Genomic DNA, 24,753 nt, shown 5'->3' on the forward strand with positions numbered 1-24,753 from the left:
TGGACTTTTAATGTGAAGCAATACTAAATCAGCGCGGGTGGCGACTTGTTGAGCATTCTCATGCCGCCCGCCTTGCCCGTGCCCCAGGGCCCGGCCCGTTTTCACCATGGAGGCGTACATGCGAATCGGAATTCTGTCTTATCCCATGTTGTTCGAGCGCGAGGATGGCGTCCAGCAGCAGGTGCGCGAAACCATCCGCGCCCTGGTCGCGCTGGGCGCGCAGGAAGGGTCGCCGGTCGCCGTCGAGCTGGTCAATCCGTATGCCAGCCGCCTCGACGAGTACGACCTGATCCACGTCTTTTCGGCCACCCACGGTAACCAGCGCCTGGTGGAACTGGCGGTCGAGCAGGCCATCCCGGTGGTGCTGACGCCGCTGATTGCCGCCGGCTGGAACCGCGCCACCGGCACCAGCGCGCGCGCAGGCGACCATCGGCTGGGCAACCTGACCTCGTGGAATGTGCAGTCCGGCTACGCCCAGACCCGGCGTGCCCTGCAGCAGGCCAGCCTGATCGTGGCGCTCGGGGAAGCCGAGAAGCAAGCCATCGGCGCCGGCTTCCTGATCGATGGCGAGCGGGTGCGGGTGTTGCCGAATGGCGTCAACCCGGCGCTGCTGGCGGCCGATGGCGAGCTGTTTCGCAAGCGCACCGGCATGAACGGCCCGTTCGCCCTGATGGCCGGGCCGATCTCGCCTTACCAGAACCAGTTGCCGATGGCCCAGGCGATGGCGGCGCTGTCGCTGCCGATGGTGCTGGTGGGCGAGGCCGGGGAGCGCGACCAGGCGTACCTGCGCGAATTGCGCGGCGTGCGCGGGCTCACTTGTCTGGGCGCGCTGCGCCAGGATGAAGCGATGCTGACCAGCACCTACGCGGCGGCGGCACTGTGCATCGCACCCGGCGACGGCCAGGGGGCGCCGCTGGCGCTGCGCGATGCGCTGGCGGCCGGCACGCCGCTGCTGATCGCGCGCGAGTCGCCCTTCAGCCTGCCTGGCGGCGAGTTCGCGCTGGCCCGGGTCGACTGGGACGATACCGACGCCCAGCAGCGCGCGGTGCTGCGCCTGCTGGTATCGCCGCCGCCGCGCGAGCAGGTGCGCGCCCTGGTGCGCGGCGACAGCTGGGAGCGGGTGGCGCGGCAGGTGCTTGCCTGCTACGCGCAGGTGCACCGGGCGCGGCACGGGCGCCAGGCGGCGCTGGCCTGAGCCATGCCGGCTAGGGATGCGCGGATGGTCCCGGGCAACCGCCGTCCGGGTGCGCCAGCGCGTCGTACACGCGCAGGTAGCCGCGCGCCATTTCGGGCAGGCTGTGGTTGGCGATGACCTGGCTGCGCGCGCGCATGCCGTGGCGCGCCGCCATGTCGGGAATCCGGCAATAGTCGGCGATGGCGGCGGCCATCAGGTCGGGCGCGCGCGGCGGCACCAGGATGCCGGTAAAGCCCGGATGCACGAGCACCGGATTGCCGCCCACGGCGGTGGCCACCACCGGCAGCCCGGTCGCCATCGCTTCGAGGATGGTATTCGAACTGCCTTCGGCCAGCGAGGGCAGCACGAACACGTCCATGGCGCGCAGCAGCTGGGCGATATCGCTGCGTTCGCCCGGCAGCCAGGCGCGGTGGGCGGCGCCGGCGCGGGTCAGGGTTTCCATGCAGGCGGCGCGCTGCGGCCCGTCGCCCACGATCAGCAGGCGCATGCGCTGGTGCGCAGGGTGGGGCGAGGCGATCAGGCGCAGGAACGCTTCGACCAGGGTGCCGTAATCCTTGATTTCCTCCATGCGGCCGACGCTGCCGATGACGAAGGCATTGTCCTGCATGAAGCCGGCCGGGCCGACCGCGGCCGGTGGGCCGAGGCGCGGATGGAACTGGATGCTGTCGACCCCGTTCGAGATGTGCGAGACTTTTTCCGGTTCGGCGCCGACGCTGTCGATCAGCCAGTGTTCGAGGTCGGCGCTGACGGCGATGAAATGGCCGATCAGCGGGCGCAGCAGGCGGCGCAGCAGCTTGTACTTCAGGCGCTTGCCGTACAGGTCGCTCATATCGCGGCCATGTTCGCCGTGCACGCGCAGCTTGACTCCGGCCAGCGCGGCCACCAGCTGGCCCTCGATGCCGCACAGGTTGCGCGTGTGGATCAGGTCCGGCTGCAGGGTGCGCAGGGCGCGGAACAGGCGCAGGTAATGGCCCCAATCCTTGCCTTCGCGCTTGTTCAGGCTGATGATCTCGACCCCGCGCGTCTTGATGTGCGCGTGGTAATCCGAATAATCCTTGAGGCAGACGATGGCGTGCCGGTAGCGCTCGGGCGGCATGTGCTTGATCAGGTTGATCAAACCGTTTTCGAGACCGCCGACGTCGAGCTGATGGATCAGATGCACCACGAGGCGCGGCGGTTCAAGGGAAGTAGTCATGGTCGACTCCGCAAAGGTTAATCGAACGAACTGAAACAATCCGGGTGTCCACCCCGATGCCAGGTCTTGTCCACCCCGGTGCCAGGTCTGACAATCGGACACGAACCGAACCGTACTGCCTGTCGAGCCCGTGTCCACGCTGGTGCCAGGTCTGACTTTCAGACACGGACGGGACCGTACTGCCCGTCGAGTCCGTGTCCGATTGTCAGACCTGGCACCGGGGTGGACACGGACCGGGCCGCAAAATCGGTCGAGTCCGTGTCCGATTGTCAGACCTGACACCGGGGTGGACACGGGCTCGTCTGCGCGCGAGCTGGCGCCGGCTAGTCGTAGTAGCCGTGGTAGTCGCCGCCGTTGAAGGCGCGCGCCTTGTTGCAGATGAGGTCGACGCGGGCGCAGTTGTCGAGCCGCAGCAGCGCTTCCTTGACTTCGCGCTGGGTCGTCGTCTCGGATTCGACCACCATCACGACCTGGCCCATCTGGGCCGCCAGGACCGCCGCTTCGGTGGTCAGGAGCAAGGGCGGCGAGTCGAAGATCACGATCCTGTCGGGATAGCGGTTGGCTATCTCGGAGAGCAGCTTGCTCATCGCCTGGCTCGCCAGCAGCTCCGTTGCATGCTTGTTGTTGCGGCCCGCCGGCAACAGGCTCAGGGTGGGGATGTTGGTCTTGAGGATCACGTCCGACAGGCTCAGGTCGTCATTGAGCAGGATGTCCATCAAGCCCAGCCCCGGCGCCAGGCCCAGCGTGCGCAGCACCGACGGGCGCGCGACGTCGGCGTCGACCAGCAGCACGGTGTGGTCCTTTTCCATGGCGATGCTCATCGCCAGGTTGATCGCGCAGTAGGTCTTGCCTTCGCCGGGAAGGGCGCTGGTGACGACGATCAGGTTGCCGTGCCGTACCCCGCCCGAGACCGCCGCGCGCGCATTGCGCAACAGCGGCCGCTTGATGATGCGGAAGTCCTCGGCCACGCTGGTGCGCCCGCCGTCGTGCGTCACCATGCCCATCTGCTGCAGGCGCGCCAGGTTGATGTCGACCTCGCGCAGCGGCTCCGCATGCGGGATGGCCGCGGGCGCGTCGGGGCCGTTCGGCGCGGCGGCCGGAATGAGGGAATTGTCCATGTTGTACTCCCTGGGGCTCAGCCCGTGAGAAATCCGGATGCCATGACCGCGCCGTACAGGCCGAGCAAGGCGGTGAAGGCGCCGCCGAGCAGGTATTGCCCGCGGCGCAGTTTGTGGCGTTCGGCATCGTTCCAGCTCATCGACACCGTCCCGAGCACGTTCAGTCCGGTGATCTCGCGCAACGCGCTCGGGCTCACGAAGGTCGGACGCACCTGGCTCATCAGCAGCGCCGCGCCCAGGCCGGCGCACAGGGCGATCAGCAGCACGCCGCTGTGGAACAGGCGCCGGTTGGGCCCGACCGGCGAGATCGGCATGGTCGGCGGATCGATGATGCGGAAAGTCATCATCTCGGTCGAGGAACTCAGGTCGCCCGAGATCCTGGCCGACTCGCGCCGGGCGATCAGCTTTTCATAGTTGTCCTTGTTGATTTCATAGTCGCGGTTGAGGCGGGCCAGCTGCGACTCGACTTCCGGGACGGCATTGCTCTGCTCGCGCAGGCGTTCGTGGCGCACGCTGTATTCGTGCACCCGCACGCGCATCGCGGCCACCTTGGCGTCGGCTTCGGTCAGCGCCACCTTGAGCTGCTGCAGCATGGGACTGTAAAAGCGCCCCGGGTCGGCGTCGCGCGCGGCCAGTTTGCTTTCCTCGATCTTGCGCGCTTCGAGCTGGGCCAGCAGGCGGCGCGCGCCGACCACGTCGGGATGCAGGTCGGTGTATTGCAGGCGCAGGGTGTCGAGATTCTTGTTGATGGCGGCGATGCGCGCGTCGATGTCGGGATTGACGATGGCGCGCGGGCGCGGATCGGCCCCGGCCGGAAGCGGATCGCCATTGATGCGCGCCTGGATTGCGATGCGCGCCTGCTCCGCTTCGAGCAGGTCGATGCGCGCGGTGCTGAGCGCGTCGCTGGCGATGGCCAGCTGGGCGCTGTAATCGACGCCCTGGCGCGGCAGCAGCGCGCTGTTGCGCAGCTTGAATTCCTTGACCGTGTTTTCGGCCGCCACCAGGCGCTGTTCGTAGCTCTTGATCTGCTCGTCGATGAAGCGGATGGCTTGCTGCGAGTCGGCCTTCTTGCCTTTGAAGCTGCCTTCGAGGAAGATGGTCAGCAGCGATTGCACCACGTCGTGCACCTGCCTGGGGTTGTCGCCTGCGTAGCTGATCGAGTAGATATCGTTGGTGCTGGTGCCGGAAATCTTCAGGCGCAGGGCCAGCTCGTCGATCTGGTGTTCGCGCTGGCGCGCGCTGGTGGCGTCGACGTCGAGGTCGACCATGCGCAGCACGCGTTCCAGGTTCGGCCGGCTGAGCAGGGTGCGGCTCATGATCGATACCTGCTGCTGTACGTTCGGAATGCTGGTCATGCCGGCCATCAGCGGCTTGAGGATGCTCTGGGTGTCGACAAACACGCGCGCCGAACTCTGGTAATCGTTCGGCAGGCGCAGCACCACCACCCAGCCCACCCCTGCCACGACCCACATGGTGCCGATGGCGAGCCAGCGATATTTCCAGATGCCCCGTACATGCAGCAGCAACTGGCTGATGAAGTCCTCCATATCGTGTTGGTCTCCGTAAGTCGGGCGGCGATCGGAAGCGACACTGCCAGCTTCACTACTCGTTCGATTATATGTCCGTGGAAACTTGTGGTTCCCGCTGATCAGTGACGCGTTGATTGGCGTCAAAATTAAAAAGCGCATGGGCGCGGCGCCTGTCCGCACCAAAAAAACTGCCCGGTCAGGCGCGCTCCTGACCGGAAAAATGGCGGCTGACTGCGAGCCGCGCATCAGGGTCCTCCGGGGCGGTCCGACGCCCGCATCCCCAGCCGGCGCCGACCGCGCAGCAGCGGCTGCGGGCCCTGGATCGGCCGGGAACGGCACGGCCATCTTGTTCTTCTTGTCTTCATGGCCGGCCTAGTTGCGGCGCCGCGCCATCAGCGACATGCCCAGCAGGCCGAGGCCGAAGATCGCCAGGCTGCCCGGTTCCGGCACCGCGACCGTATCCTGCAGGGCATTGGCGAGGGTGGTCTGGTTGATGGTCAGCTGGTAGGTTTCCGACGCCTTGAGCATGGGCGTGGTGGCCGTGAAGCTGAGCTTGCCGGGGTTGTAGGTCGACATGCCGGGGAAGCTGTCGGTGCGGCTGACGTTGCCGTAGCCGTTGAGCTCACCCGGCTGGTAGGCGAACACCATCTGGCCGGTCTGCAGGTTCATGATGTTCACGCTCCACGACAGGCGCGCGATGGCGTTCGTTTCCATGCCGCTACCGGTGCTGGCATAGGCCTGGGTGAACGGCGTGCCGTCGAAGGCGAAGGTGATGCTTTCACCCACCCCGAGCATGAAGTTGAACGCGGTCGAGGTGCCGACGTCGGAGTCGCCGGCGGCCTCGCCATCGTTGGCGAGGGAAGCGTCGGCGCGGGTTTCGGCGCGTACGCCGGCCTGCTGGGCCCCGATGCTCATGGCGCTGCCGGTCATGTTCTGGTCGGCGTAGCCGAAGGTGCCCGGCACCGGCGGCGTCCCGGAAAAGGCGGTGAAATTGTTTTCCGCGCGCGGCGGATTGGGCAGGCCGACGAACTGGTGCGCCACATCGGGACCGGTGCCGCTCAGGATGCCGCGGTTTTGCGGGATCGCGGTCGACGCGACGCCGTTCAGGGAGGCGGTGGCATGGGCCGAGTTGGTGCCGTCGAGCATCGTGAAATCCGTCGACTTGAAGGCAGCACCGCTGGAATGGAGCAGGCGGAAATTGTCGATCACGAGGACGGCCTGGGCAAACGCATCGGCGCGCGCGCCGTTCATGGCGGCCAGGCAGAGACCGGCAATCGCCGCATGTTTCATCAGGGATGTCGGGACTAGTTTCATAGTTAACTCTCCGGTGGGGATCAGGTGGGGTAGCGTCGACAGCTGGCGGCGCCGCCGTGCCAACCCTGTATGCAGCAAGCGTGCCAGCACGAATTCATCTGTGTAATCAACGACTTGCGAATTCGAGCTCAGCAGTCTTGATGGGTGCTGGCAGGCATGCAAAATTTCCCGACGTCGCGCGTTTGTCGCAGAACAATGTCTTGTCCGACTGTGCGAACTTCCGTCCCGATGGCCCTGTCTGACCTACACAACTTTGCGTGCGGACCGACAGGCGGACTGCGCGATCACGTGGAAGGATGACAACCATGTTTCAAGACGAGCTACCGATTGCAACGTTCGAAATGCCGGCCTGCCTGCGCGCGCCGCAACCGTGCGCGACGCCGCCGGCGTTGCCCGAGCCCGGGCGGGAGATGCAGGTTTTCCATATCCGCCTGGCCAATTCGGCCGGGCGGCGCGAGGCTGCCAGCCTGCTGATCCGCAAGATGTATGGCTGGCGCGGTTACGCCTTCGAGCCCAGTCTGCAACACGATCCGAACAAGGTGACCCTGTATGCCGAGACCGGCGGCGAACTGGTCGGTACCATGAGCTTGTGCCTGGACAGCGAATTCGGCCTGCCGGCCGATGACAATTTTCGCGACAGGCTCGATGCGCTGCGCAGCCAGGGCCGGCGCCTGTGCGAGCCGTCGCGCCTGGCGATCGACAAGGGCGTGAGCAAGCGCGTGTTCGCCGCACTGATTCATATTTCTTACCTGTATTCGCACAAGCTGCACGGGTTCAGCGATTACGTGATCGAAGTCAATCCGCGCCATGTGATGTTCTACAAGCGCATGCTCGGTTTCAGCGATTTCGGCGGCGAGCGTCCGTGCAGCCGGGTCGGGGCGCCGGCGGTGCTGCTGCGCCTGCCGCTCGACCAGATGGGCGTGCAGATCCGCAAATGGGGCGGCCTGATGGAGCAGCATGGCGACGAGCGCTCCTTCTATCCCTATTTTTTTCCGCTGTGGGACGAGCCGGGCATCAGCGCGCGCCTGCGCGGCGGACATGACTGACACGGGGGGGCGATGCGGATTCTCGATGAGCAGATATGCCGACACGGCGGGCCGGACGGCGCCGCGCTCGGGCAAGACCGGGTGCTGGCCGCCTTGCGCGCCATCGTCGGCCATGCGCATGCCAGCGCGGAGCTCGACGCGCTGCGGCGCTACCGCTGCAGCACCGCCGCGCGCGCCACCACGCCGCTGGCGGTGGTGGCGCCGGCCACCGAGGCCGAGGTGGTGGGCGTGGTGCGGCTGGGCGCGGAGCTGGGCTTGCCCCTGTATCCGCTCAGCACCGGCCGCAACTGGGGATACGGCGACGCCTGCGCGGTGGGCGAGGCCCAGCTGATCGTCGACCTGGGACGGATGAACCGGATCGTCGCCGTCGATGCCGAGCTCGGCTATGCGGTGATCGAGCCCGGCGTGACCCAGCAGCAGTTGTCGGACTATTTACAGGCCGAGAAACTCGACTGGTGGATCGACTGCACCGGCGCCGGTCCCGACACCAGCTTCATGGGCAATATCCTGGAACGGGGCTTCGGCCACTCGCCGTATGGCAACCGCCTGCAGCACGTTGCCGGCATGCGGGTCGTGCTGGCCAGCGGCGAGGTGCTCGAAACCGGCTTCGGGCACTATCCGGGCGCCCGCGCGACGCACCTGTTTCCTTACGGCGTGGGGCCGTTCATCGATGGCATGTTCACCCAATCGAACTTCGGCATCGTGACGCGCATCGGCATCTGGCTGATGCCGGCCGCCGATTGCGTGAACCATTTTCTGTGCACGGTGTCTGAACATGAGGAGATCGCTGCGGTGGTCGACGCGTTGCGTCCGCTGCGCATGAATGGCACCTTGCGCAGCATTGTTCATATCGGTAACGATCTGCGCGTGATTTCGGGCGGACGCGTGTTTCCGCGTTCCTTGGCGCCGGACCGGTCCTGCCTGCCGCCGGACGTGCGTGGCACCCTGCGCGCGGCGGCGGCGGTCGGCGCGTGGACCGTGTCGGGCGCGCTGCATGGCAGCGCCGCGCAGGTGGCGGCGGCGCGTGCGGCGCTCAAGAACGCCCTGCGCGCGACGCGGGCGCGCACGGCGTTCTTGAGCGAACGCAAGCTGCGCTGGGGTGGGATGCTGGCACGCCTGCTCGGTACGTCGCGCGCCGGACAGCGCCTGCGCGCGCAGGTCGCGCTCGGCGAAGCGCTGCTCGCGATGAATCGGGGCAAACCGAACGGGCGCTTTCTCGCGGGCGCCTACTGGCGGCGGCGCGCGGCGCTGCCGGCCGGATTTCCGCACCGGGCCGACCCGGCGCAGGACAATTGCGGCATGTTGTGGATCTCGCCGGTGCTGCCCATGCGCGGGGCCGACGTGATGGCGTTGCATGCGCTGGTCGAACCGCTGTTCGCCGTGCATGGTTTCGATCTGTTTGTCACGTTCAGCATGATCAACGAGCGCGCGCTCGGTGCGGTGTTGACGATTGCCTACGACAAGGAGGATGCGGATGAAGCGGGGAGCGCCATGGCGTGCTACCAGGCGGTATTCGACAGCGTGATGGGCGCCGGCTATATTCCCTATCGGGTCGGCAACCAGTCGATGGGGCAGCTCGACCCGCACGGCGATGTGTACTGGAAAACGGTGGCGCGGATCAAGGCTGCGCTCGATCCCGCCGGCATCATTGCGCCGGGACGTTACGAGCCGGGGCGGGCGTAAGCGCGCTTGCGCCACGCGCCATCGACCGCAGGCGGCGCGGCGCGGATGCGGCGCGAGCACGGGCACGCCAGCTGTAGCGGCCGGCACGCCAGGAGCAAGCATGGCGCGGAGACCTCACGCCGGCCGGAACAACAGGCGCTCCGGCCGCCAGGCGGAAACGCCAGCCAGGGCGTCCATGCGAAGCGCCCAGCTGCCCAAGGCGCCCATGCGAAGCGCCCAGCGGCGGGATCGCGCTGGCCGCCGCTCTACAAGGTGCGCAGCAGCGCGGCGGCCTGTTCATGATGGGCCGAACGCTGCGGTTGCGCCAGCAAGCGTTCGAGTTCGCGCCGCGCCGCCCGTTTGTCGCCCGAGCGCGCAAGCGCCGTGCCCAGGTGGAAGTGGATGTTGCCCGCGGCCGGCGCCAGGGAATTGGCTTTGCGCAGCAAGGGCAGGGCGCGCGCCAGGTTGCCGCGCTCGACATCGATCCAGCCGAGCGTGTCGAGCACGGCCGGGTTGCCTGGCGCGAGCGCGTGCGCACGCTCGGCGTACGCCAGGGCGCGCGCATCGCCCGCCTGCTGGCAAGCCCAGGCAAGGTCGTTGAGCGCAATAACGTTGTCGGGATCGGCGTTGAGCACCGCTTCCAGATGGGCGATGGCGCCCTTGTGGTCGTTCGCGACCAGCTTGCTGCTGGCGTAGTAAAGGCGTGCGGGCACGTCGGCTGGATGCTCCCTGAACCAGGCGGCCATGCGCGCATCCGCCTCGGCGCTGCGGCCGAGCGCCCTGAGGGCGCCGTTGATCTGGATCAGCAAGGCGCCGTCGGGCTTGCGGGAAAAGGCGCGTTCCCATGCGCCGAGCGCCGCAGCGTGCTGGCCCTGGGCGGCGTGGACGTCGCCTTCGAGCTTGTAGCCGCTCGCCGACGCCGGTGCGCGCTGCTGGGCGTCCAGGGCGACGCTACGCGCTTCGGCGTAGTTCTTTTGCCGCAGCAGGATGTTGATCATGGTCATCTGGGCTTCGAACGAGGCGGGCTCGATGGTGAGCGCCTGGCGCAGCAGGGCCAGCGCGGCGCCATCATCCTGCTTTTCGCTATGCAGGCTGGCCATCCGCAGCAGCGGCGCGGGCGAGGCCGGGAGCAGGGCCGCAAGGCGGCCGTAGGCCTCGATGGCGGCGTCCAGGTCCTGCTTGAGCACGTGGGCCTGGGCGAGCATCGCCGCCGCTTGCGGATTCGACGGATTGGCCGTCTGCAGCGTGCGCGCCAGCCGCAGGGCTTTGTCCTTGCTGCCCGCGCGGGCATACAGGTCGGCAAGCCGTAAACCGAGCGGCAGGGAGTCTGGCTCGATCTGGCGGGCGCGCTCGAGCAAGGCGACGGCGTCGGCGGCCCTGCCTTCGCGTTGCGCCAGGCCGGCCAGCGCGTCGAGCAGCGCGGTGTTGCGCGGCGCCTTCCGCAGCGCCGCTTCGTAGCGCTGGCGGGCAGCGGCCGGCTTGCGTTCGACCAGGTCGAGTTGGGCGAGATTGGCGAGCGCGGGCAGGTAGAGCGGTTCCAGCAGCAAGGCCTTGTCGAAACTGGCCCGGGCCAGACGGGCATCGCGCCGCGCCAGGTGGATGCCGCCTTTCAGGTTCTGGACCAGCGGATTGTCGCCGCGCCGTTCCATGTCCTGCACAGCGGCGAGCGCCTTGTCGGGCTTGTTGGCGCGCAGATGCGCCATGACCAGCAGCAAACCGGTGCGCGGCCCGCCGGCGTCGAGCGCCGAGGCACGTTCCAGTTCCGCCAGCGCGCGTCCCGTGTCGCCGCTGCCCAGGCGGCTCAATGCCAGCGAGGTGTGCAGGGCGGCGCCGTCCGGAGCGAGCGCCAGCGCTTGTTCGAAGAGCACGCTGGCCGCGTCAAAGCGGCGCGCGCGCAAGTTCGCTTCACCGGCCAGCGTCAGGAGTTCGACATCGGCGGGATACCGGGCCAGCAAGGGGGTGAGCAGCGCGAGCGCGGACTGGGGAGCGTCGGCGCGCACGTGCAGGGCGCTCATCAGCTTGGTGGCATACAGGTCGCCGGGATAGGCTGCAAGAAACTTCTGCAAGTGCTGTTCCGCCTGTCCCGTCGCGCCCAGCCCCGACTGCACCGCGCCGGCGAGCAGGATGGCGGGGTAGTAGTCCGGCGCCACGCGCAGCACCTGCTGCAGCGATGCCAGGGCGGATTTCAGCTTGTGCTCGCGGAAGTCGACCATGGCGTCGGCGTACAGCACCGCGAGCGAGGCGCCGCCCAGCTTGCGGGCGGCGGCGATCGCCTGGCGCGCGTCGCTGAAACGCGCGCCATCGATGTGCAGCGTGGCCACGTCGAGCCGGGCTTGCACATTGTAAGGTTGCAAGGCCAGGATGCGCTCGTGCGCGGCCAGTGCCTCTGCCGGCCGGCCGGCGGCCCGCCGCAAGTCGGCATGGAAACGCAGGCACTCGACGTCGTCGGGATGGGCGGCCAATGCCCGCGCGACCAGGGCGGCGGCCTCGGCGTCCCGGTTACCGTCCAGCGCGATGCGGGCCAGGCCGAGCAGGGCCTCCGGCAGGTTCGCTTGCAGGCCGAGCGCCTGCGCGAACAGCGCGTCGGCCCGCGCCTTGTCGCCGCTGCCGAGATGGGCGTTGGCGCGCAGGGCCAGGATGGCGGGAAGCTCGGCTGCCGGGGCCGCCGGGCCGATTTCGGCCAGCACGCGCTCGTGCTGGCCCTGCATCAGCATGGCCCTGCCCAGCAGCAGTTGCAGTCCCGGCGCGGCCGCGCCGAGTTGGCGCGCGCGCCGCAATTCCTTGTCGGCCGAGGGCGCGTCGCCTTGCGCCAGATAGACCTCGCCCAGCAGAAGGCGGGCGTCGCGGTGGGCGCCATCCAGCTGGATCGCATTCTTGAGCACGATCACCGCCGCCCGCAAATCCCCGTTGGCCCTGTGCCGGCGGGCCTCGGCCACCAGGGCGGCGGGGTCGCCCGACTTGCATGCGCCGAGCACGGCGGCAAAGAGCAGGGCAAGGGCGATGGCGGCCGCAGCCAAGGGACGCGGCAAGCGGGAAATCGTACGGGACATGGCGTTTCTCCTGATGCGCCAGCGCACTGGCATCTTGCCTAGGGTAGGGAGTCGGCGCAGCAGGTCATTGTGTCGCGTCAATATTCTTCATCTGTGGAAATGGCGCGCCGATCGGCATGATGTTGCTCAGAATCAAAAATTTTCCTGGCCATGCTCCGTAGAATTTCCTGAGATGCCGGCGTGCCTGACGCCGGCTGGCCGATCGTTGCACCCTGGCCGATGCGCCCTGGTGCTGTCTGCACTGCCTGGAGATGTCGATGCAAAGCCCCCCCGAAAACAGCGCTTACCAGCTGGCCTTGTCCGGCCTGCGCGAGACGCGACACCACTGGCTGATCACGGGCGTGGCCGGTTTTGTCGGCTCGAATCTGCTGGAAACCCTGCTCGGCCTGGGCCAGCGCGTGACCGGCCTGGATAATCTGATGACCGGGTACCGCGCCAACCTGGCGCAGGTGCGCGCCGTGGTGCCGGCCTCGGCCTGGGCGCGATTCGACTTCATCGAGGGCGATATCCGCTGCCTCGACAGTTGCCGGCGCGCCTGCCAGGGCGTCGATATCGTGCTGCACCAGGCTGCGCTCGGATCGGTCGGGCGCTCGATCGCCGATCCGATCCTTACCAGCGACGTCAACCTGATCGGCTTCCTGAACGTGCTGGTGGCCGCGCGCGACGCCCGCGTGCGGCGCCTCGTCTACGCGGCGTCGAGCGCCGCCTACGGCGACCATCCCGACCTGCCCAAGGTGGAAGAGCACATCGGCCGGCCGCTCTCGCCGTATGCGCTGACCAAACACGTCAATGAAGTGTATGCCGACATGTTCGCCCGCTGTTACGCGACCGATGCCATCGGCTTGCGCTACTTTAATGTGTTCGGCCCGCGCCAGGACCCGCGCGGCGACTACGCGGCCGTGATTCCGCAGTGGTTTGACGCCATGATCCACAACCGCCCGCTGCGCATCAACGGCGATGGCGACAGCAGCCGCGATTTCTGCTTCATCGACAACGTGGTGCAGGCCAATCTGCTGGCCAGCCTGGTCGACGACCGCGCGGCGGTCAACCAGGTCTATAACGTGGCGGTGAACGCGCGCACCACCCTGAACGAGCTGTTCGCGATGATGCATGGGCTGCTGGCCGGCCGCTTTGCCCATCTGGACGGTTACCGGCCGGAATACGGCGCATTCCGGGCCGGCGACGTGCGCCATTCGCAAGCCGATATTTCGAAAGCGGCACGCCTGCTCGGCTACCAGCCGACGCACCGCCTGGAAGACGGCTTGAAGGAAGCGCTGGACTGGTATGTGGCGCATCTGGGGACCTCACGATCCCGCTGAGCCATGCTGTGCCATACGTTCGCTTGCGCACAGAAGCACATGGGTATTACGATTACGATACAGTTTCTTAATAACCTAGAACTGCGTGAAGGAAAAGCCCATGTCAGCATATAACCATTCCGATCAAGTGGCTGAGTTGAAGTCCAAGATCAAGTCGATTCGCTTCGCCATGTTCACCACCGTTAACGAGCAGAACCGCCTGGTCAGCCGTCCGATGACCAACCAGGAAACCGATGCCGACGGCAACCTCTGGTTCTACACCTCGACCGATACCGAACTGTGGGAAGACATCGTTTCCCGTCCGGAAGTCAATGTCAGCTTCGCCGAACCGGACGACCACACCTACGTGTCGGTCAGCGGCCGCGCCGAGCGCATCGTCGACCGCGCCAGGATCAAGGCCATGTGGAACCCGGCGGTCCAGGCCTGGTATCCGCACGGCCCGGATGATCCGCATGTCGTGCTGGTGCGCGTGGTGTCTTCCAGCGCCGAATACTGGGATTCGAACGCCGGCAAGGTGGTCAGCCTGTTCGAGATGGCCAAGGCCGTCCTCACCGGCTCCACGCCCGAGGTGGAACCGGGCGAACACGGCACGATCAAGCTCTGATCCCGCCCCGCTCCGTGCGTGAAAGCGAACAGCAGGCAGGGTTGACGCGCATGCGCCTGATCGCCACCGGCCTGCTGGTGGCGATGGCGCTGGTGTTCGTTGCCGCGCGCCTGCTCGAGCCGCGCCACGCGGCCTTCGCTTTCGTGGCCGCGTTCGCGGAAGCGGCCATGGTCGGCGCGATTGCCGACTGGTTCGCCGTGACCGCCCTGTTCCGCCACCCGCTGGGCTTGCCCATCCCGCATACCGCCATCATTCCGACGAATAAGGAAAAGATCGGCGAGAACCTGGGCAATTTTCTCGAAACGAATTTCATGAGCTACGAGGTGGTGCATGCCGAACTGGTGCGCATCGACTTCGCCGGCTCGGCCGCGCACTGGCTGGCTCAGCCGGACAACAGCCGCGCCGTGGCCGACCAGGCTGTCAGCGCGGTACCGGTGCTGCTGCGCATGATCGACGACAAGGATGCCGCCGGTTTCCTGCGCGAAGCGCTGTCGGGGGCCTTGCAGGACGTCAAGCTGGCGCCGATCCTGTCACAGGTGCTCTCGGTGCTGGTGGCGGGACGCCAGCATCATGTGCTGCTGGAGCGCTTGCTGGAACTGGTGTCCGGCGCGCTGGAGGCGCACCGTCCGTACATCCGCCAGAAGGTGCACGATCATAGCCCGCGCTGGTTGCCGCGCGCCATAGACGAAAAATTCTACGAGCGCCTGATGGAAGGGGTGCACAATACGCTGGAAGAGATCCGCGGCGAAGACAGCGAATGGCGCGTCCGTTTCCAGGCCGCCACCGAAGAGCTGATCGACAATCTCGCGCATTCGCCGGAATACGAGGAAAAACTGCGTGCCCTGCTCGAAAGCAGCCTGAATCATCCGCTGTTCCGCACCTATGTGGGCCAGGTGTGGGAAGATGTGCGCGACCGCTTGCTGGCCGATGCCGAGTCGGACGATTCGCAGCTGTCGGCCCATCTGCAAACGGCCTTGCAGGCCTTCAGCCGCGCACTGGAGCGCAATCCGGCGATCCAGACGCGCATCAACGACTGGCTGCGCACCTTCGCGGCCGAGACCATCGTCGCCAAGCGCGAGCTGATCATCGCCCTGGTGCGGCGCGTGATCCGCAGCTGGGATGCGGAAACCATTTCGCGCAAGTTCGAGCTGCATGTGGGGCGCGACCTGCAATATATCCGCATCAACGGCACCATCGTCGGCGGACTGGTCGGGCTGACGCTGCATTGCGTTTCGCTGTTGTTCACCTGAGCGCTGCCGCAAGCGGCCGTTCTATCTCATCTGCCTGATCAGGCGCCACGCCATGAAACCGAGCACGCCGACGCCGGCCAGCAGGGCGCCCCACAGGGCGAACAGGCGCATGCGCGCGGCGGCGGCGGCTTGTTCCGCCGCCCCAGGCCCGTCCGACACAGCGGCCGTGCGCGTTTCCAGCGGCCCGGCCACCGCGTTGCCGAGGCTTGCAATTTCCGCCGCGCTGAACCCGGGCGCGACCTGCGTCAGGTCCACGGCGGCCGGCCTGGCGTCGGCCCGTCCGAAGGCCAGCCGGTAGGGCGGCTTGCCGTTGGCCAGGAAGACCAGCGTGGACGGCGTCCAGGCCAGGCGCAGGCGCGGCGCAGCCACGCCGGCCGCTTGCGTCCGCAGCACCCACTCGGCCCGGTGCGCCGGTGGAATGCTGATCTCGCCCGAGGCGCGGCGCTTGCTGCCCTGGGTCAACTGATAGAACGTCGCGGCCGCCAGCGGTGCAAAGTGCCAGGTGCTGGCCTTGCCTGCCTGGCGGTCGGGCAATTCCACGTAATGGCCGAGCTGGGCCGGCACCACCGCGTTCTGCTCGCCCAGGTCGAGGCCGATGCGCTGCACGGGAATCGCCAGCGAGGCCGGATACACATGGTCTCCTGGGAAGCGCCCCGGTCCGGGCTCGATCACCAGGCGTTCCAGCTGCGGCGCGACCCAGGTATCGAGGGGCGACTCGGCGGTGATCGACGCGAAGCGCAGCGGCCTGCCCTGGCGCCAGCTCAGGCGCGCATAGCGAAAGGCGCGCGCGTCGAATTCCATGCGGGCGCTGGCCAGGGTTTCCTTGCGCTCGTTGACCAGCCAGGACAGCTCGCTCTCGCCGACCGCGTCCCAGCGCGTGAGATCGTCGCTCACTTCCAGCGCCACGCGCGCACTGTAGCCGCTCACGCCGGCAGGCAAGCTGAAGCGCAGCGCATCGATGGCGGCGGTGGTGGCGGCCGCGCCGAGGTCGAGCACCAGCGTGTCGATGCCATCGGCCGCCTCCGGCGCGGCCGGCCGCGTGCTTGTGCTGACCGACAGCACCGTGCCATCGCCGGAGCGCCGCACGTCGATGTCCATCTCGCCCACGGGCCCGGCCGGGCGCGCCGCCCGCACCCCGAACAGGCGCACCGGCAGGTCGCGCCGCGACCGCTCGGGCCGTGGCATCGGTTCCTGCAAGCTGAACGGCAACTTGTTGCCTAGCGCATCGAACAGGCGCACATCGCGCAAGTCCGCCGTGCGGGCGTGCAGGTACACGTCCTTGGGAAGGCGCAACTGGACCACCGACTCCCTGCCGCCGACGGTGAGGGGCAAGGCGTAACGGTAGTCTGCCGGCACGTCGCTGGCCGGGGCCTTGGCCGCCGCCAGGGGAGAAGCTGTGGCAGCCAGCGCCGCCAGGCACAGCGCAGCCAGGGATAGGTTCGACATCGGCATGGATCCTTGGTTCATTGCGCCGCCACTGGCGGCGCTGTTTCTTGTTGCGTTGGGAACGGTGCAATATAGCCGATCACGACCATCAGCAAGCCGACCCCGACAAAGCTGACGATGCGCGCCACCCCGCCGACAGCCGACAGGTCGACCAGGAACAGCTTGCCGACCACCAGCCCGAGCAGCACCGCGCCGACCACCCATTGCTTGCGCGACGCCTGTTGTGCCGCGCGCCACATCAGCAGCAGCGCCGACACGCTCCACACCAGCGACAGCATGGCCTGGATGAACTGCGAGCCGAACAGCTGTTCAAAGTCATACGGGATGCCCAGATAATGCGCCGCCGTGCGCAGCAGCATCAGGTTGAACCAGGCGTAGCCGGCCCAGGCCAGCGCCGTGGGTACGCGCGCCAGCGGCAGGCGGTCCGCCCCGCTGCGCGCATCAGCCAGGCACATGCGGTAGCAGGCCACCGCCAGCACCATGGCGAAGCCGCTGGTCAGGTCGAGCGGATTGAGCACGGGCAGATAGGGCAGCGGCGTCATGGCGCCATCCTGGCTCAGGTTCCACACGGCAGCCAGCAACAGCGACCAGCCGGTCGCCAGCGGAATCAGCACGCCGCGGTGCCAGGCGGCGACCGGCGCCGCAGGCCATTTGGCGGCGCGCGCGCGGCCGATCATCCACATGATGGCGAGCATCATCAGCCAGGCCGGGATGAAGCGCGCCCAGCTGCCGCTGGTCTGCCAGCCGGCCATGCCGAGCAGCAGGGCGTCGGCGTCGTCGACGCCATACAGCCAGCGCGATACGGCGATCGAGACGGCCGGCCAGATCATCAGCCACGGGCCGGCGGTGCGCACCGTGTGCAGGGCTTGCAGCCAGGGCTCGACCACGGCCCAGCCATTGGCCGGCCAGCGCCTGAGCATGTATTCCGAGCTCAGCCATAGACAGGCCAGCGCCAGGCCGGCTTCGAGCGACACCGTGTCGCCGCCGTACAGGAGCGCCAGGATCCAGACGCTGGCCGCCAGCAGGCCGGCCCAGGCGACGGCGCTCAGCCAGCGCAACGCCGGCCAGGCCAGGCGCTGTGCGGCCGCCGCGAAGGCCAGCGCCGACAAGGCCAGTGCCACGCCGTAGGCCGACACGGCGGCGCCGTCGGGCGTGCCGCCGCCGCCGATCAGCTGGTAGCGGCGGTTCAGCCATGCGCACAACACCATCAGTACCGGCCCGTACCACCACGCGGCCGACCACAGCAGCATGGCTTGCGACAGTGCCGGCTGCTGCGGCTGCGGCCCGCGCTGCATGGCCCAGCTGCTGAAGATGGCGCCGGCAAAGATCAGCAGCGCGGCCAGGAAGGGCGTGTCGAACAGGTTCTTGTCCTGGGTCCATGCGAGCAGCAGCATGACGCAGATCAGCAGCGCAAGCAGGGCGCCCGTCACCGCCTGCACGATCAGCGCCAGGGTGCGCGCCAGCGGCCACTGCATGCGCCTGGCGACGAGCGCGAGAAGCGCCGATGCCGCCAGCGCGCTGGCGGCCAGCAGGCTGGTCAGGACGCCGCCGTCGGTACGCAGAATCGCTTCGGTCCAGGCGCCGGCGACCAGCCAGATCGCCGCCACCGTCAGGAAGGCGCCGGCCAGCCAGGCCGGCAGCGGCGACGGCAGGTCGGCGGCGCGGGCGCGGAAATTGGTGGCCATCAGGAAAGCGGTTCCGGTCAGCAGCAGGAAGCCGAGCCACAGATTGGCATCGGCCGCGTCGCTCATGCCGGTCGTGGCCGCAAGGAAGGCGATCCAGGCGCCGGCCTGCACCAGCAGCCCGAAGGCGCAAGTGAGGGCCTGGCGCTGGCGCAGGCCGACCCAGACCACGCCGGCGCCTTCCAGCGCCCAGGCGGCCGAGGTCCAGCGTCCGTCCAGGGCGAAAGGCAGGGCCAGCGTGCCGAAGACCAGGCCCATGGCCAGGAAGGATTCGACCAGCAGCCTGAAGTTCTGTTTGCCGCGCCGCCACATGAGCAGGGCGACGGTGGTATAGAACAGGCCCAGGCCGAGCGCCGAGAATGCCACCCCGAATCGGCTGTCCTTGACCATGCCGTACTGCAGGCCGAAGGCGACCAGCGGCACGCCGAACACCAGGGTGGCGTCGACGTAGTTTTTCAGCGCCGGCGCCTGGCGCGTGGCGTAGGCAATCGCGATGGCGACGTAGAAGAGCACGAACAGGATCAGGAACAGCTGCGTCGACAGATAGTGTTCTGGCGCGTAACGCAACACGCCCCAGGCGCTGCCGATGACGAAGGTGAAGGCGAAGCCGATCAGGTTGAGCGTGCGCCAGGCGCGCTTGAAGGCAATGCCGAGGATGCCGGCGTTTAGCAAGCTGTAGTAGGAGAACAGCGCGATATGGCTGCCCTGGCCGGTGGAGGTCATGACCGGCGCCAGGAAGCCGCCGGAAATGCCGAACACGGCCAGCCAGAAGGCATTTTGCAGCACTGCCAGCAGGCAGGTGAACAAGGTCAGGGCGAACAGCAGGCCGAACGCCATGCCGCTTGGAATCAGTCCGTAGATCCGGAACGCGCCGAAGGTGACCAGCATCAGGATGCCCAGGGCCGCGCCCTGGACCGGCAGGCCGATGCCGCGCCGGCTGTCGCGGATACGCCAGCCCCACACCAGCAAGGCGATGTCGGCAATGACGATGCCGGCCAGGCGCAGTTCGATCGGCACGACGGTGCGTTCGGCCGCGTATTTGAGCAGGAAACTAACGCCGATAAACAGGATCAGCAAGCCGAGCTTGGCGACCAGGTTGCCGGTGAACAGCCATGTCTTGGCCGCCATGAACCACGTGCGGGCGGCGCTGTCGCGCTGCGGGCGCGGAGTAGGGCGCGGAGCAGGGCGCGATGGGGCAGGCGCTGCCTCGGCAGGCTGGGGCGGCAGGGGCGCGACGGCCGGCGCCGCGCGAGCCGGTGCCGCAGCTGGGGCAGCTGGGGCGGCGGGGGCAACTGGGGCGGCGGGCGGGACAGGCGGTGTCGGCGGCGCGATGGGGGCGGAAGCGGCATGCGCCGCATTGCGCGCCAGGCTAGGCTGTACGGGCGCTGGCGTCGCTTGCGCGCCCGGCGGGCGCCGGCCCGCGTCGTCCCTGAGCTGCGCGACTTGCGAGCGCAGGTCGGCGAGCTGGCTTTCCAGCGCATCGGCGCGCCGTCGAAATGCCTTGCGCGCACTGAGGAAGTGCGCGTAGAAGGCGACCGATAGCAATAACAAAAAGACGTCCATCCAATTTTCCTTGGCTTGCAAACCTGGCAATTTGCATACTATCAGTCCCAAGGGAAACCGCTACCGGCAGATCGTTGGTCGCCTTTTACGCGTCCTTCAGTTTCAATTCCCAGTACCCGACGTCGATCCAGCGCCCGAATTTGAAGCCGCTGTCGCTGAAATGCGCGACCTTCCTGAAGCCGAACTTTTCGTGCAGCGCCACGCTGGCCGGGTTCGGTTGGGCGATGCCGCCGATGACCATATGAAAGCCGTCATCGGCCAGGCGCGCCAGCAAAGCGGTGTACAGTGCGGCGCCGTGGCCCTTGCCGCCGTTGCCGGGTTGCAGGTAAACCGAGCTTTCGACGGCAAAGCGGTAGGCGCGGCGCGCGCGCCATTTGGTGGCGTAGGCATAGCCGACGAGGGTGTCGCCCTCGGTCAGGACCAGGAAGGGGTGGCCGCCGCCCTGGATGTCCGCGATGCGGCCAGCCATGGTGTCGGCGCTGACGCTTTCTTCTTCGAACGAAATGGTGGTCGTGAGGATGTAGTGGTTATAGATGGCGACAATGTCGGCCGCGTCGGCGGCGCTGGCATCACGAATGTTCAAGCAGGACTCCCATGGCGAGTGATCGATTTTTCGGCAGCGCCCGTGCTTGCGGCGCCGTGCTGGCACAATTGTATTAGTATTCATGCCTTGAGAAACGGTCAGACGGCTGTTTCATCGATCCGACCCGAGGTGTTATTTGAAGAGATTGACCATTTTGGCCGCCGCTTTGCTGTTGGCCGGCGCCGGCGCGGCGCAGGCTGCGATTCCCGTGTACGGCTTCATCGTCAAGAACAGCTATCCGCACGATCCGGACGCGTTCACCCAGGGCTTGTTCTATAGCGACGGCGTTTTGTACGAAAGCACCGGCCTGAACGGCAAGTCCTCGGTCCGCAAGACCGACCTGAAAACCGGCAAGGTGCTGATGAAGACCGATATCGCGGCCGACTACTTTGCGGAAGGCATTACCGATGTCGGCAACACCATCGTCGGCCTGACCTGGACCTCGCGCGTCGGCTTCGTGTTCGACAAGGCAACGCTGAAGATGAAGCAGACGTTTTCGTATCCCGGCGAAGGCTGGGGGCTGGCCAGCAACGGCAGCGATGTGTTCATGAGCGACGGCACCGCCGTCATTCGCGTGCTCAATCCCGGGACGCTGGCGGAAGTGCGCCGCATCCAGGTCACGGCCGAGGGCAAGCCGATCGACCGCCTTAACGAAATGGAATGGATCGACGGCGAGCTGTATGCGAATGTGTGGGGTTCGGACGTGATCGCGCGCATCGACCCCGCCAGCGGCAAGGTGGTCGGCTGGATCGACCTGGCCGGCCTGCTGGACGAAAAAAGCCGCGCCGGCGCGACGGTCGATGTCCTCAACGGCATCGCCTACGACAGCAAGAAAAAGCGCCTGTTCGTCACCGGCAAGCTGTGGCCGCGGCTGTTCGAGATCGAACTGGTGCGGCGCCAGGCGCGCTGAGGCCGGCGCCCGTCAGCGGCCTTGCGGCTCGATGGTCAGCGCAAATTCGCCATGGTCGGCAAAATCGGGCATGCGCGCGTGGCGCAGGGCCATCAGCAGGGGCAGCGGCGAACAGGTGAAGCGCACGGTTTTCCGCTGCGCGTACATGCGCACCTGGTGCGACGCCAGTTCGAAGGCCAGCACCTCGCCCAGATGCGGTATCGGGAGCGCCTGGGCGCGCAGGAACTCGGCGAAATTGAGCGCTTCCTCGGTCGCAAACGGCTCGGGCGGGCGGGTTTTCCAGAATGCCCGCAGCAGCGACAAAAAGGCCGGCTCGCCCAGGCTCAGGACGATCAGGCGGTAACTGAGCGTCATCGAATCGACCACGGTCCCGCTGCGCACCGCCGCGACCAGCTGGCGCAATACCGCCACGCCATTGTCGGCGTCGAATATCGGCGCAAACGGCGCGTCCGGATCGCGTTCCAGCACGCGCGCGGCCAGCGCGCGTTCCCATTCGACCGGCGACGGCAAGGCTGTAGCGCAGGGCGCGGGGGGGCAGCCTGTCGCGCGTGGGGCGCATGCCACCTGCAGCGTCTTCTTGCGCGAGTCCCACAGGCGGCGCAGGTCGAGCAGTTGCGCCGTCAACTGGCCCTGGGCGATGTCGCGCGCCGGCATATAGGCGGGAACGATTTCGAAGATCAGCGCCTTCACGTTGGGCAGCCGTGGCAGCACCGCCTGCGCCAATTGCATCAGCTCCGGCGGCACCAGTCCGGAATGGGCGTCGAGATAATAGCCGTCGAGATAGTCGCCGCCGGCCAGATGGACTTCGCACACGCGTTCGAGCGGCATGTCGTCGAGCGCGGCCAGCACGCCCTGGCGGCCATTGCGCTCGTTGCACCACAGATTATGCAAGTCGAGCAGGATGGCGCAATCGGCTTCCTCGGCGATCGCCCCGAAAAACGCGCCGTCCGACATTTCGCCAGGCACCGGGCGCAGGTAGTTGACGCCGGTTTCGAACGCGAACGGCACCGGCAACTGCCTGCTCAAGGCGCGGATATTGGCCGCCGCCAGCGCCACGGTGTGCGCGCTTTGCAGCGGAGGCAGCAAAAAGCCGGTATTGAAAACGCCGCCGGCGCCGTCGACGCGCGAAAAACTCAGGTGCTCGCTGGCCCAGGAAGCGTCCAGCGCCTCGATGACATCGACGAACAGCGCCACCTGGTCCGGCTCGGGCGCCACGCTGCCGCCGACCGGGAATCCCACGCCATGCACGAGTTTCGGATGCGGATCGGCGCACAGCTGCGCCAGTGCGGCGCCATTGACGGCGTACGGCACGCCGGCGGCCGCCGATTTGAACCACAGCGGCTGGGGCTCGATTTCGATCACGTCGATCAGGTCGTGCGCGGCTTCGATGAACGCTTCGAGGCCGGGCAGGCAGACCATGCCGACGCCTGACTCGGGCAGCTCGCGCATGTCAGGGCGAAAGCGGGTCTTGCGCCAGCCCGCTTGCCTGCACCGACAAGCTGGCATCGACGACGAAACGGCGCTGGATATCGTAGCGGATATCGAAGCCCGAGGTGCAGGCCGGGCAGCCGAGCTGCCCGAGCAGCTCTTTCTGGACGCGCTGGAACTGGTCCAGGTCGAAGTAGACCTGGCTCGGCAGCGAAACGCTGACGGCCCGGGTGGCGGGCTGTGCAGCCAGGGTGGTACGCAGATCGACGGCGTTGCTATCCATGACGTGGCGCTCCTGTGGTATGGGTGATTGGAAAGTTTCCTCGGGAAATGCGTCGCATTGTCCCCGGCAGCGCCGTCCCAGGCGTTAATGCTGAGGCTGTCTGCTGCCTAAAGTATAGGCATCCCCCTTCACCCAACCGGCATCATGTGCACGGACTTTGCGCGGCATCAAAGGCTGGTGCGGAACGTCTTTGATGCGCGACACTTTGGCTGCAGTTAGCGATGCTGGCCGGTGTCGCGCTTGACCGAGGCGCGCCGCAGGACCGCCCAGGCCGGCACGCCTGGCCCAGTGTGAGGCTGTTGGTGCTGCCGAGGTCGCTTCCGACGATCTTTGCGCCTGTCCTTCGAACCTTTCAACCCAGTACGAACAGCTGAAAACGCTGTCCGATGTCGTGCGCAAACGGCCAGCTTGGGGCCGCGCCGCGCCCTGAGATGGCGAAATTGCAATTATTTTGCGACACCGTGAGTATTGGATAGAATTTCTTCGTGTATTTATGTCACGCTGGTGTTGCTGCGCGGATCATCCGCGAGGAGGGCGCGATGGCGGGAACAGTTCCGACGCACGTTTACCGGTATGCGCTGGCAGCGTTGCTGGCGCTCGTCCTGGCGGGAACGCTGTGGCTGTGGCTGCGCCAGCCGCGCGCGTCCGGCCACCCGCCCGCCGCATATACGCTGACCATCGCGTCGAACTCGGCGTACGTCGGCACCTGCCCCGTCACGGTGGCCTTCGGCAGCGGGTATTTCAGGCAGGAGGGGGTGGCGGCCCGGCTGCAGACCCACCTGACCGGAAAAGGGGCGCTGGCGGCGGCGCTGTCCGGACAGGCCGACCTGGCGACGACCGCCGATATCCCGATCATGTTCGCGGCCATGCAAAACATGCCGGTGTCGGTGGTGGCGACCTTTTTCAAGACCGAACACGATCACGGCCTGGTGGCGCGGCGCGACAGCGGGATCGCCAGCCTGGCCGACCTGAGAGGCAAGCGGATCGGCGTCACCCTGGGCACCTCGGCCCATTTCGTGCTCGACGGTTTCCTCAGCCGCCAGCATCTGGCTGCGCACCAGGTGACGGTGGTCGACATGAAGCCGGAACGCTTCGCCGCCGCGCTCGGCGCCGGCGAGGTCGATGCCGTGTCGACCTGGGAACCCTTCCTCGACTCGCTGCTGGGCGCGCTGGGCAAGAACGGCGCGCTGTTCCATGCGGACGACATCTACGAAATCCCCTACAGCCTGGCCGGCAGCCGTGCCTACGTCGCCGCCAACCCGGAGTTGATGCGGCGCGTCTTGCGCGCCCTGCAGCACGGCGTGCGCGATTGCCGCGAACGGCCCGAGCAGGCGCGCGCCGTGATGGGCGCCGTGCTGGGCACCGACGGCGGCGCGTGGCGCGCGCGCTGGCCGCGCCCGGGCTTCAGGCTGACGCTCGACCAGGGCTTGATCCTGGCGCTCGAGGACCAGTCGCGCTGGGCCGTCGCGAACGGGCTGGCCGCGCCCGGCGAGACGCCGAATTTCCTCGACAATATGTATCTCGACGCCCTGGTCCAGGTGGCCCCAGCGGCGGTCACCGTGGTTCGCTGAGGAGC

The 24,753-nt window shown here is 67.3% G+C and carries 18 protein-coding genes; 8 read left to right on the forward strand and 10 right to left on the reverse strand.

From position 1 onward, the window contains the following. The first annotated feature begins 118 nt into the window (after nt 1–118). Nucleotides 119–1,195: a glycosyltransferase family 4 protein gene (locus tag EJB06_RS01345; RefSeq protein ID WP_126072197.1), complete on the forward strand. Its 1,077-nt coding sequence runs from the start codon at nt 119–121 to the stop codon at nt 1,193–1,195. 10 nt (nt 1,196–1,205) lie between these two features. On the opposite strand, the gene EJB06_RS01350 is transcribed toward EJB06_RS01345, so the two are convergent. The 4 genes from EJB06_RS01350 to EJB06_RS01365 form a co-directional block, all read right to left on the reverse strand. After that, nucleotides 1,206–2,390, reverse strand: coding sequence for a TIGR03088 family PEP-CTERM/XrtA system glycosyltransferase (locus tag EJB06_RS01350; RefSeq protein WP_126072198.1), 1,185 nt, complete (start codon nt 2,388–2,390; stop codon nt 1,206–1,208). 323 nt (nt 2,391–2,713) lie between these two features. After that, the gene (locus EJB06_RS01355) at nt 2,714–3,508 is read right to left on the reverse strand and encodes an XrtA-associated tyrosine autokinase (RefSeq protein WP_126072199.1); all 795 of its coding nucleotides are present in this window, start codon (nt 3,506–3,508) and stop codon (nt 2,714–2,716) included. Between the two features lie 17 nt (nt 3,509–3,525). After that, complete coding sequence (locus EJB06_RS01360) at nt 3,526–5,055, reverse strand: XrtA system polysaccharide chain length determinant (protein WP_126072200.1); 1,530 nt, start codon at nt 5,053–5,055, stop codon at nt 3,526–3,528. A 354-nt stretch (nt 5,056–5,409) separates the two neighbouring features. Next, the gene (locus EJB06_RS01365; protein ID WP_126072201.1) at nt 5,410–6,351 is read right to left on the reverse strand and encodes a PEP-CTERM sorting domain-containing protein; all 942 of its coding nucleotides are present in this window, start codon (nt 6,349–6,351) and stop codon (nt 5,410–5,412) included. 305 nt (nt 6,352–6,656) lie between these two features. Here EJB06_RS01365 and EJB06_RS01370 point away from each other — a divergent pair, with 305 nt between their 5' ends. After that, nucleotides 6,657–7,397 carry an N-acyl amino acid synthase FeeM domain-containing protein gene (locus tag EJB06_RS01370; RefSeq protein WP_126072202.1) on the forward strand — a complete coding sequence of 247 codons (741 nt, stop codon included), beginning with the start codon at nt 6,657–6,659 and terminating at the stop codon, nt 7,395–7,397. A 12-nt stretch (nt 7,398–7,409) separates the two neighbouring features. Beyond that, complete coding sequence (locus tag EJB06_RS01375) at nt 7,410–9,080, forward strand: FAD-binding oxidoreductase (RefSeq protein WP_126072203.1); 1,671 nt, start codon at nt 7,410–7,412, stop codon at nt 9,078–9,080. A 245-nt stretch (nt 9,081–9,325) separates the two neighbouring features. Here the strand turns inward: EJB06_RS01375 and prsT are convergent, their stop codons facing one another. Next, on the reverse strand, nt 9,326–12,109 hold the full coding sequence (prsT, locus tag EJB06_RS01380; RefSeq protein WP_164557765.1) for an XrtA/PEP-CTERM system TPR-repeat protein PrsT: 2,784 nt from the start codon (nt 12,107–12,109) through the stop codon (nt 9,326–9,328). Nucleotides 12,110–12,366: 257 nt separating this feature from the next. On the opposite strand from prsT, the gene EJB06_RS01385 reads away from it, so the two are divergent. The 3 genes from EJB06_RS01385 to EJB06_RS01395 all read left to right on the forward strand — a co-directional run bounded on the left by EJB06_RS01385 (nt 12,367) and on the right by EJB06_RS01395 (nt 15,282). Next, entirely contained in the window at nt 12,367–13,428 is a 1,062-nt protein-coding gene (locus EJB06_RS01385) for an SDR family oxidoreductase (protein WP_126072205.1), read from the forward strand. A 100-nt stretch (nt 13,429–13,528) separates the two neighbouring features. Continuing rightward, a complete protein-coding gene (locus EJB06_RS01390) occupies nt 13,529–14,032 on the forward strand; it encodes a pyridoxamine 5'-phosphate oxidase family protein (protein ID WP_126072206.1) in 504 nt (167 codons plus the stop codon). Nucleotides 14,033–14,082: 50 nt separating this feature from the next. Next, on the forward strand, nt 14,083–15,282 hold the full coding sequence (locus EJB06_RS01395; RefSeq protein ID WP_126072532.1) for a DUF445 domain-containing protein: 1,200 nt from the start codon (nt 14,083–14,085) through the stop codon (nt 15,280–15,282). A gap of 21 nt (nt 15,283–15,303) precedes the next feature. On the opposite strand, the gene EJB06_RS01400 is transcribed toward EJB06_RS01395, so the two are convergent. The 3 genes from EJB06_RS01400 to EJB06_RS01410 all read right to left on the reverse strand — a co-directional run bounded on the left by EJB06_RS01400 (nt 15,304) and on the right by EJB06_RS01410 (nt 20,556). Beyond that, on the reverse strand, nt 15,304–16,728 hold the full coding sequence (locus tag EJB06_RS01400) for a DUF3999 family protein (RefSeq protein WP_164557766.1): 1,425 nt from the start codon (nt 16,726–16,728) through the stop codon (nt 15,304–15,306). Between the two features lie 17 nt (nt 16,729–16,745). Then, nucleotides 16,746–19,973: a DUF2339 domain-containing protein gene (locus EJB06_RS01405; RefSeq protein WP_126072208.1), complete on the reverse strand. Its 3,228-nt coding sequence runs from the start codon at nt 19,971–19,973 to the stop codon at nt 16,746–16,748. 85 nt (nt 19,974–20,058) lie between these two features. Further along, nucleotides 20,059–20,556, reverse strand: coding sequence for an arsinothricin resistance N-acetyltransferase ArsN1 family B (locus EJB06_RS01410; RefSeq protein WP_229426878.1), 498 nt, complete (start codon nt 20,554–20,556; stop codon nt 20,059–20,061). A 136-nt stretch (nt 20,557–20,692) separates the two neighbouring features. Between EJB06_RS01410 and EJB06_RS01415 the strand changes: the two genes are divergently transcribed. Then, nucleotides 20,693–21,466, forward strand: a complete 774-nt coding sequence (locus EJB06_RS01415; RefSeq protein WP_126072210.1) for a glutaminyl-peptide cyclotransferase — start codon at nt 20,693–20,695, stop codon at nt 21,464–21,466. A 12-nt stretch (nt 21,467–21,478) separates the two neighbouring features. On the opposite strand, the gene EJB06_RS01420 is transcribed toward EJB06_RS01415, so the two are convergent. Then, entirely contained in the window at nt 21,479–22,915 is a 1,437-nt protein-coding gene (locus EJB06_RS01420; RefSeq protein WP_164557767.1) for an MbnB/TglH/ChrH family RiPP precursor modification enzyme, read from the reverse strand. A 1-nt stretch (nt 22,916) separates the two neighbouring features. Further along, nucleotides 22,917–23,177, reverse strand: a complete 261-nt coding sequence (locus EJB06_RS01425) for a hypothetical protein (RefSeq protein WP_126072212.1) — start codon at nt 23,175–23,177, stop codon at nt 22,917–22,919. 539 nt (nt 23,178–23,716) lie between these two features. Between EJB06_RS01425 and EJB06_RS01430 the strand changes: the two genes are divergently transcribed. After that, entirely contained in the window at nt 23,717–24,748 is a 1,032-nt protein-coding gene (locus tag EJB06_RS01430; RefSeq protein ID WP_126072213.1) for an ABC transporter substrate-binding protein, read from the forward strand. The last annotated feature ends 5 nt before the right edge of the window (nt 24,749–24,753 follow it).

The organism is Massilia atriviolacea, assembly GCF_003953935.1.
GTDB classification, from domain to species: domain Bacteria; phylum Pseudomonadota; class Gammaproteobacteria; order Burkholderiales; family Burkholderiaceae_D; genus Telluria_A; species Telluria_A atriviolacea.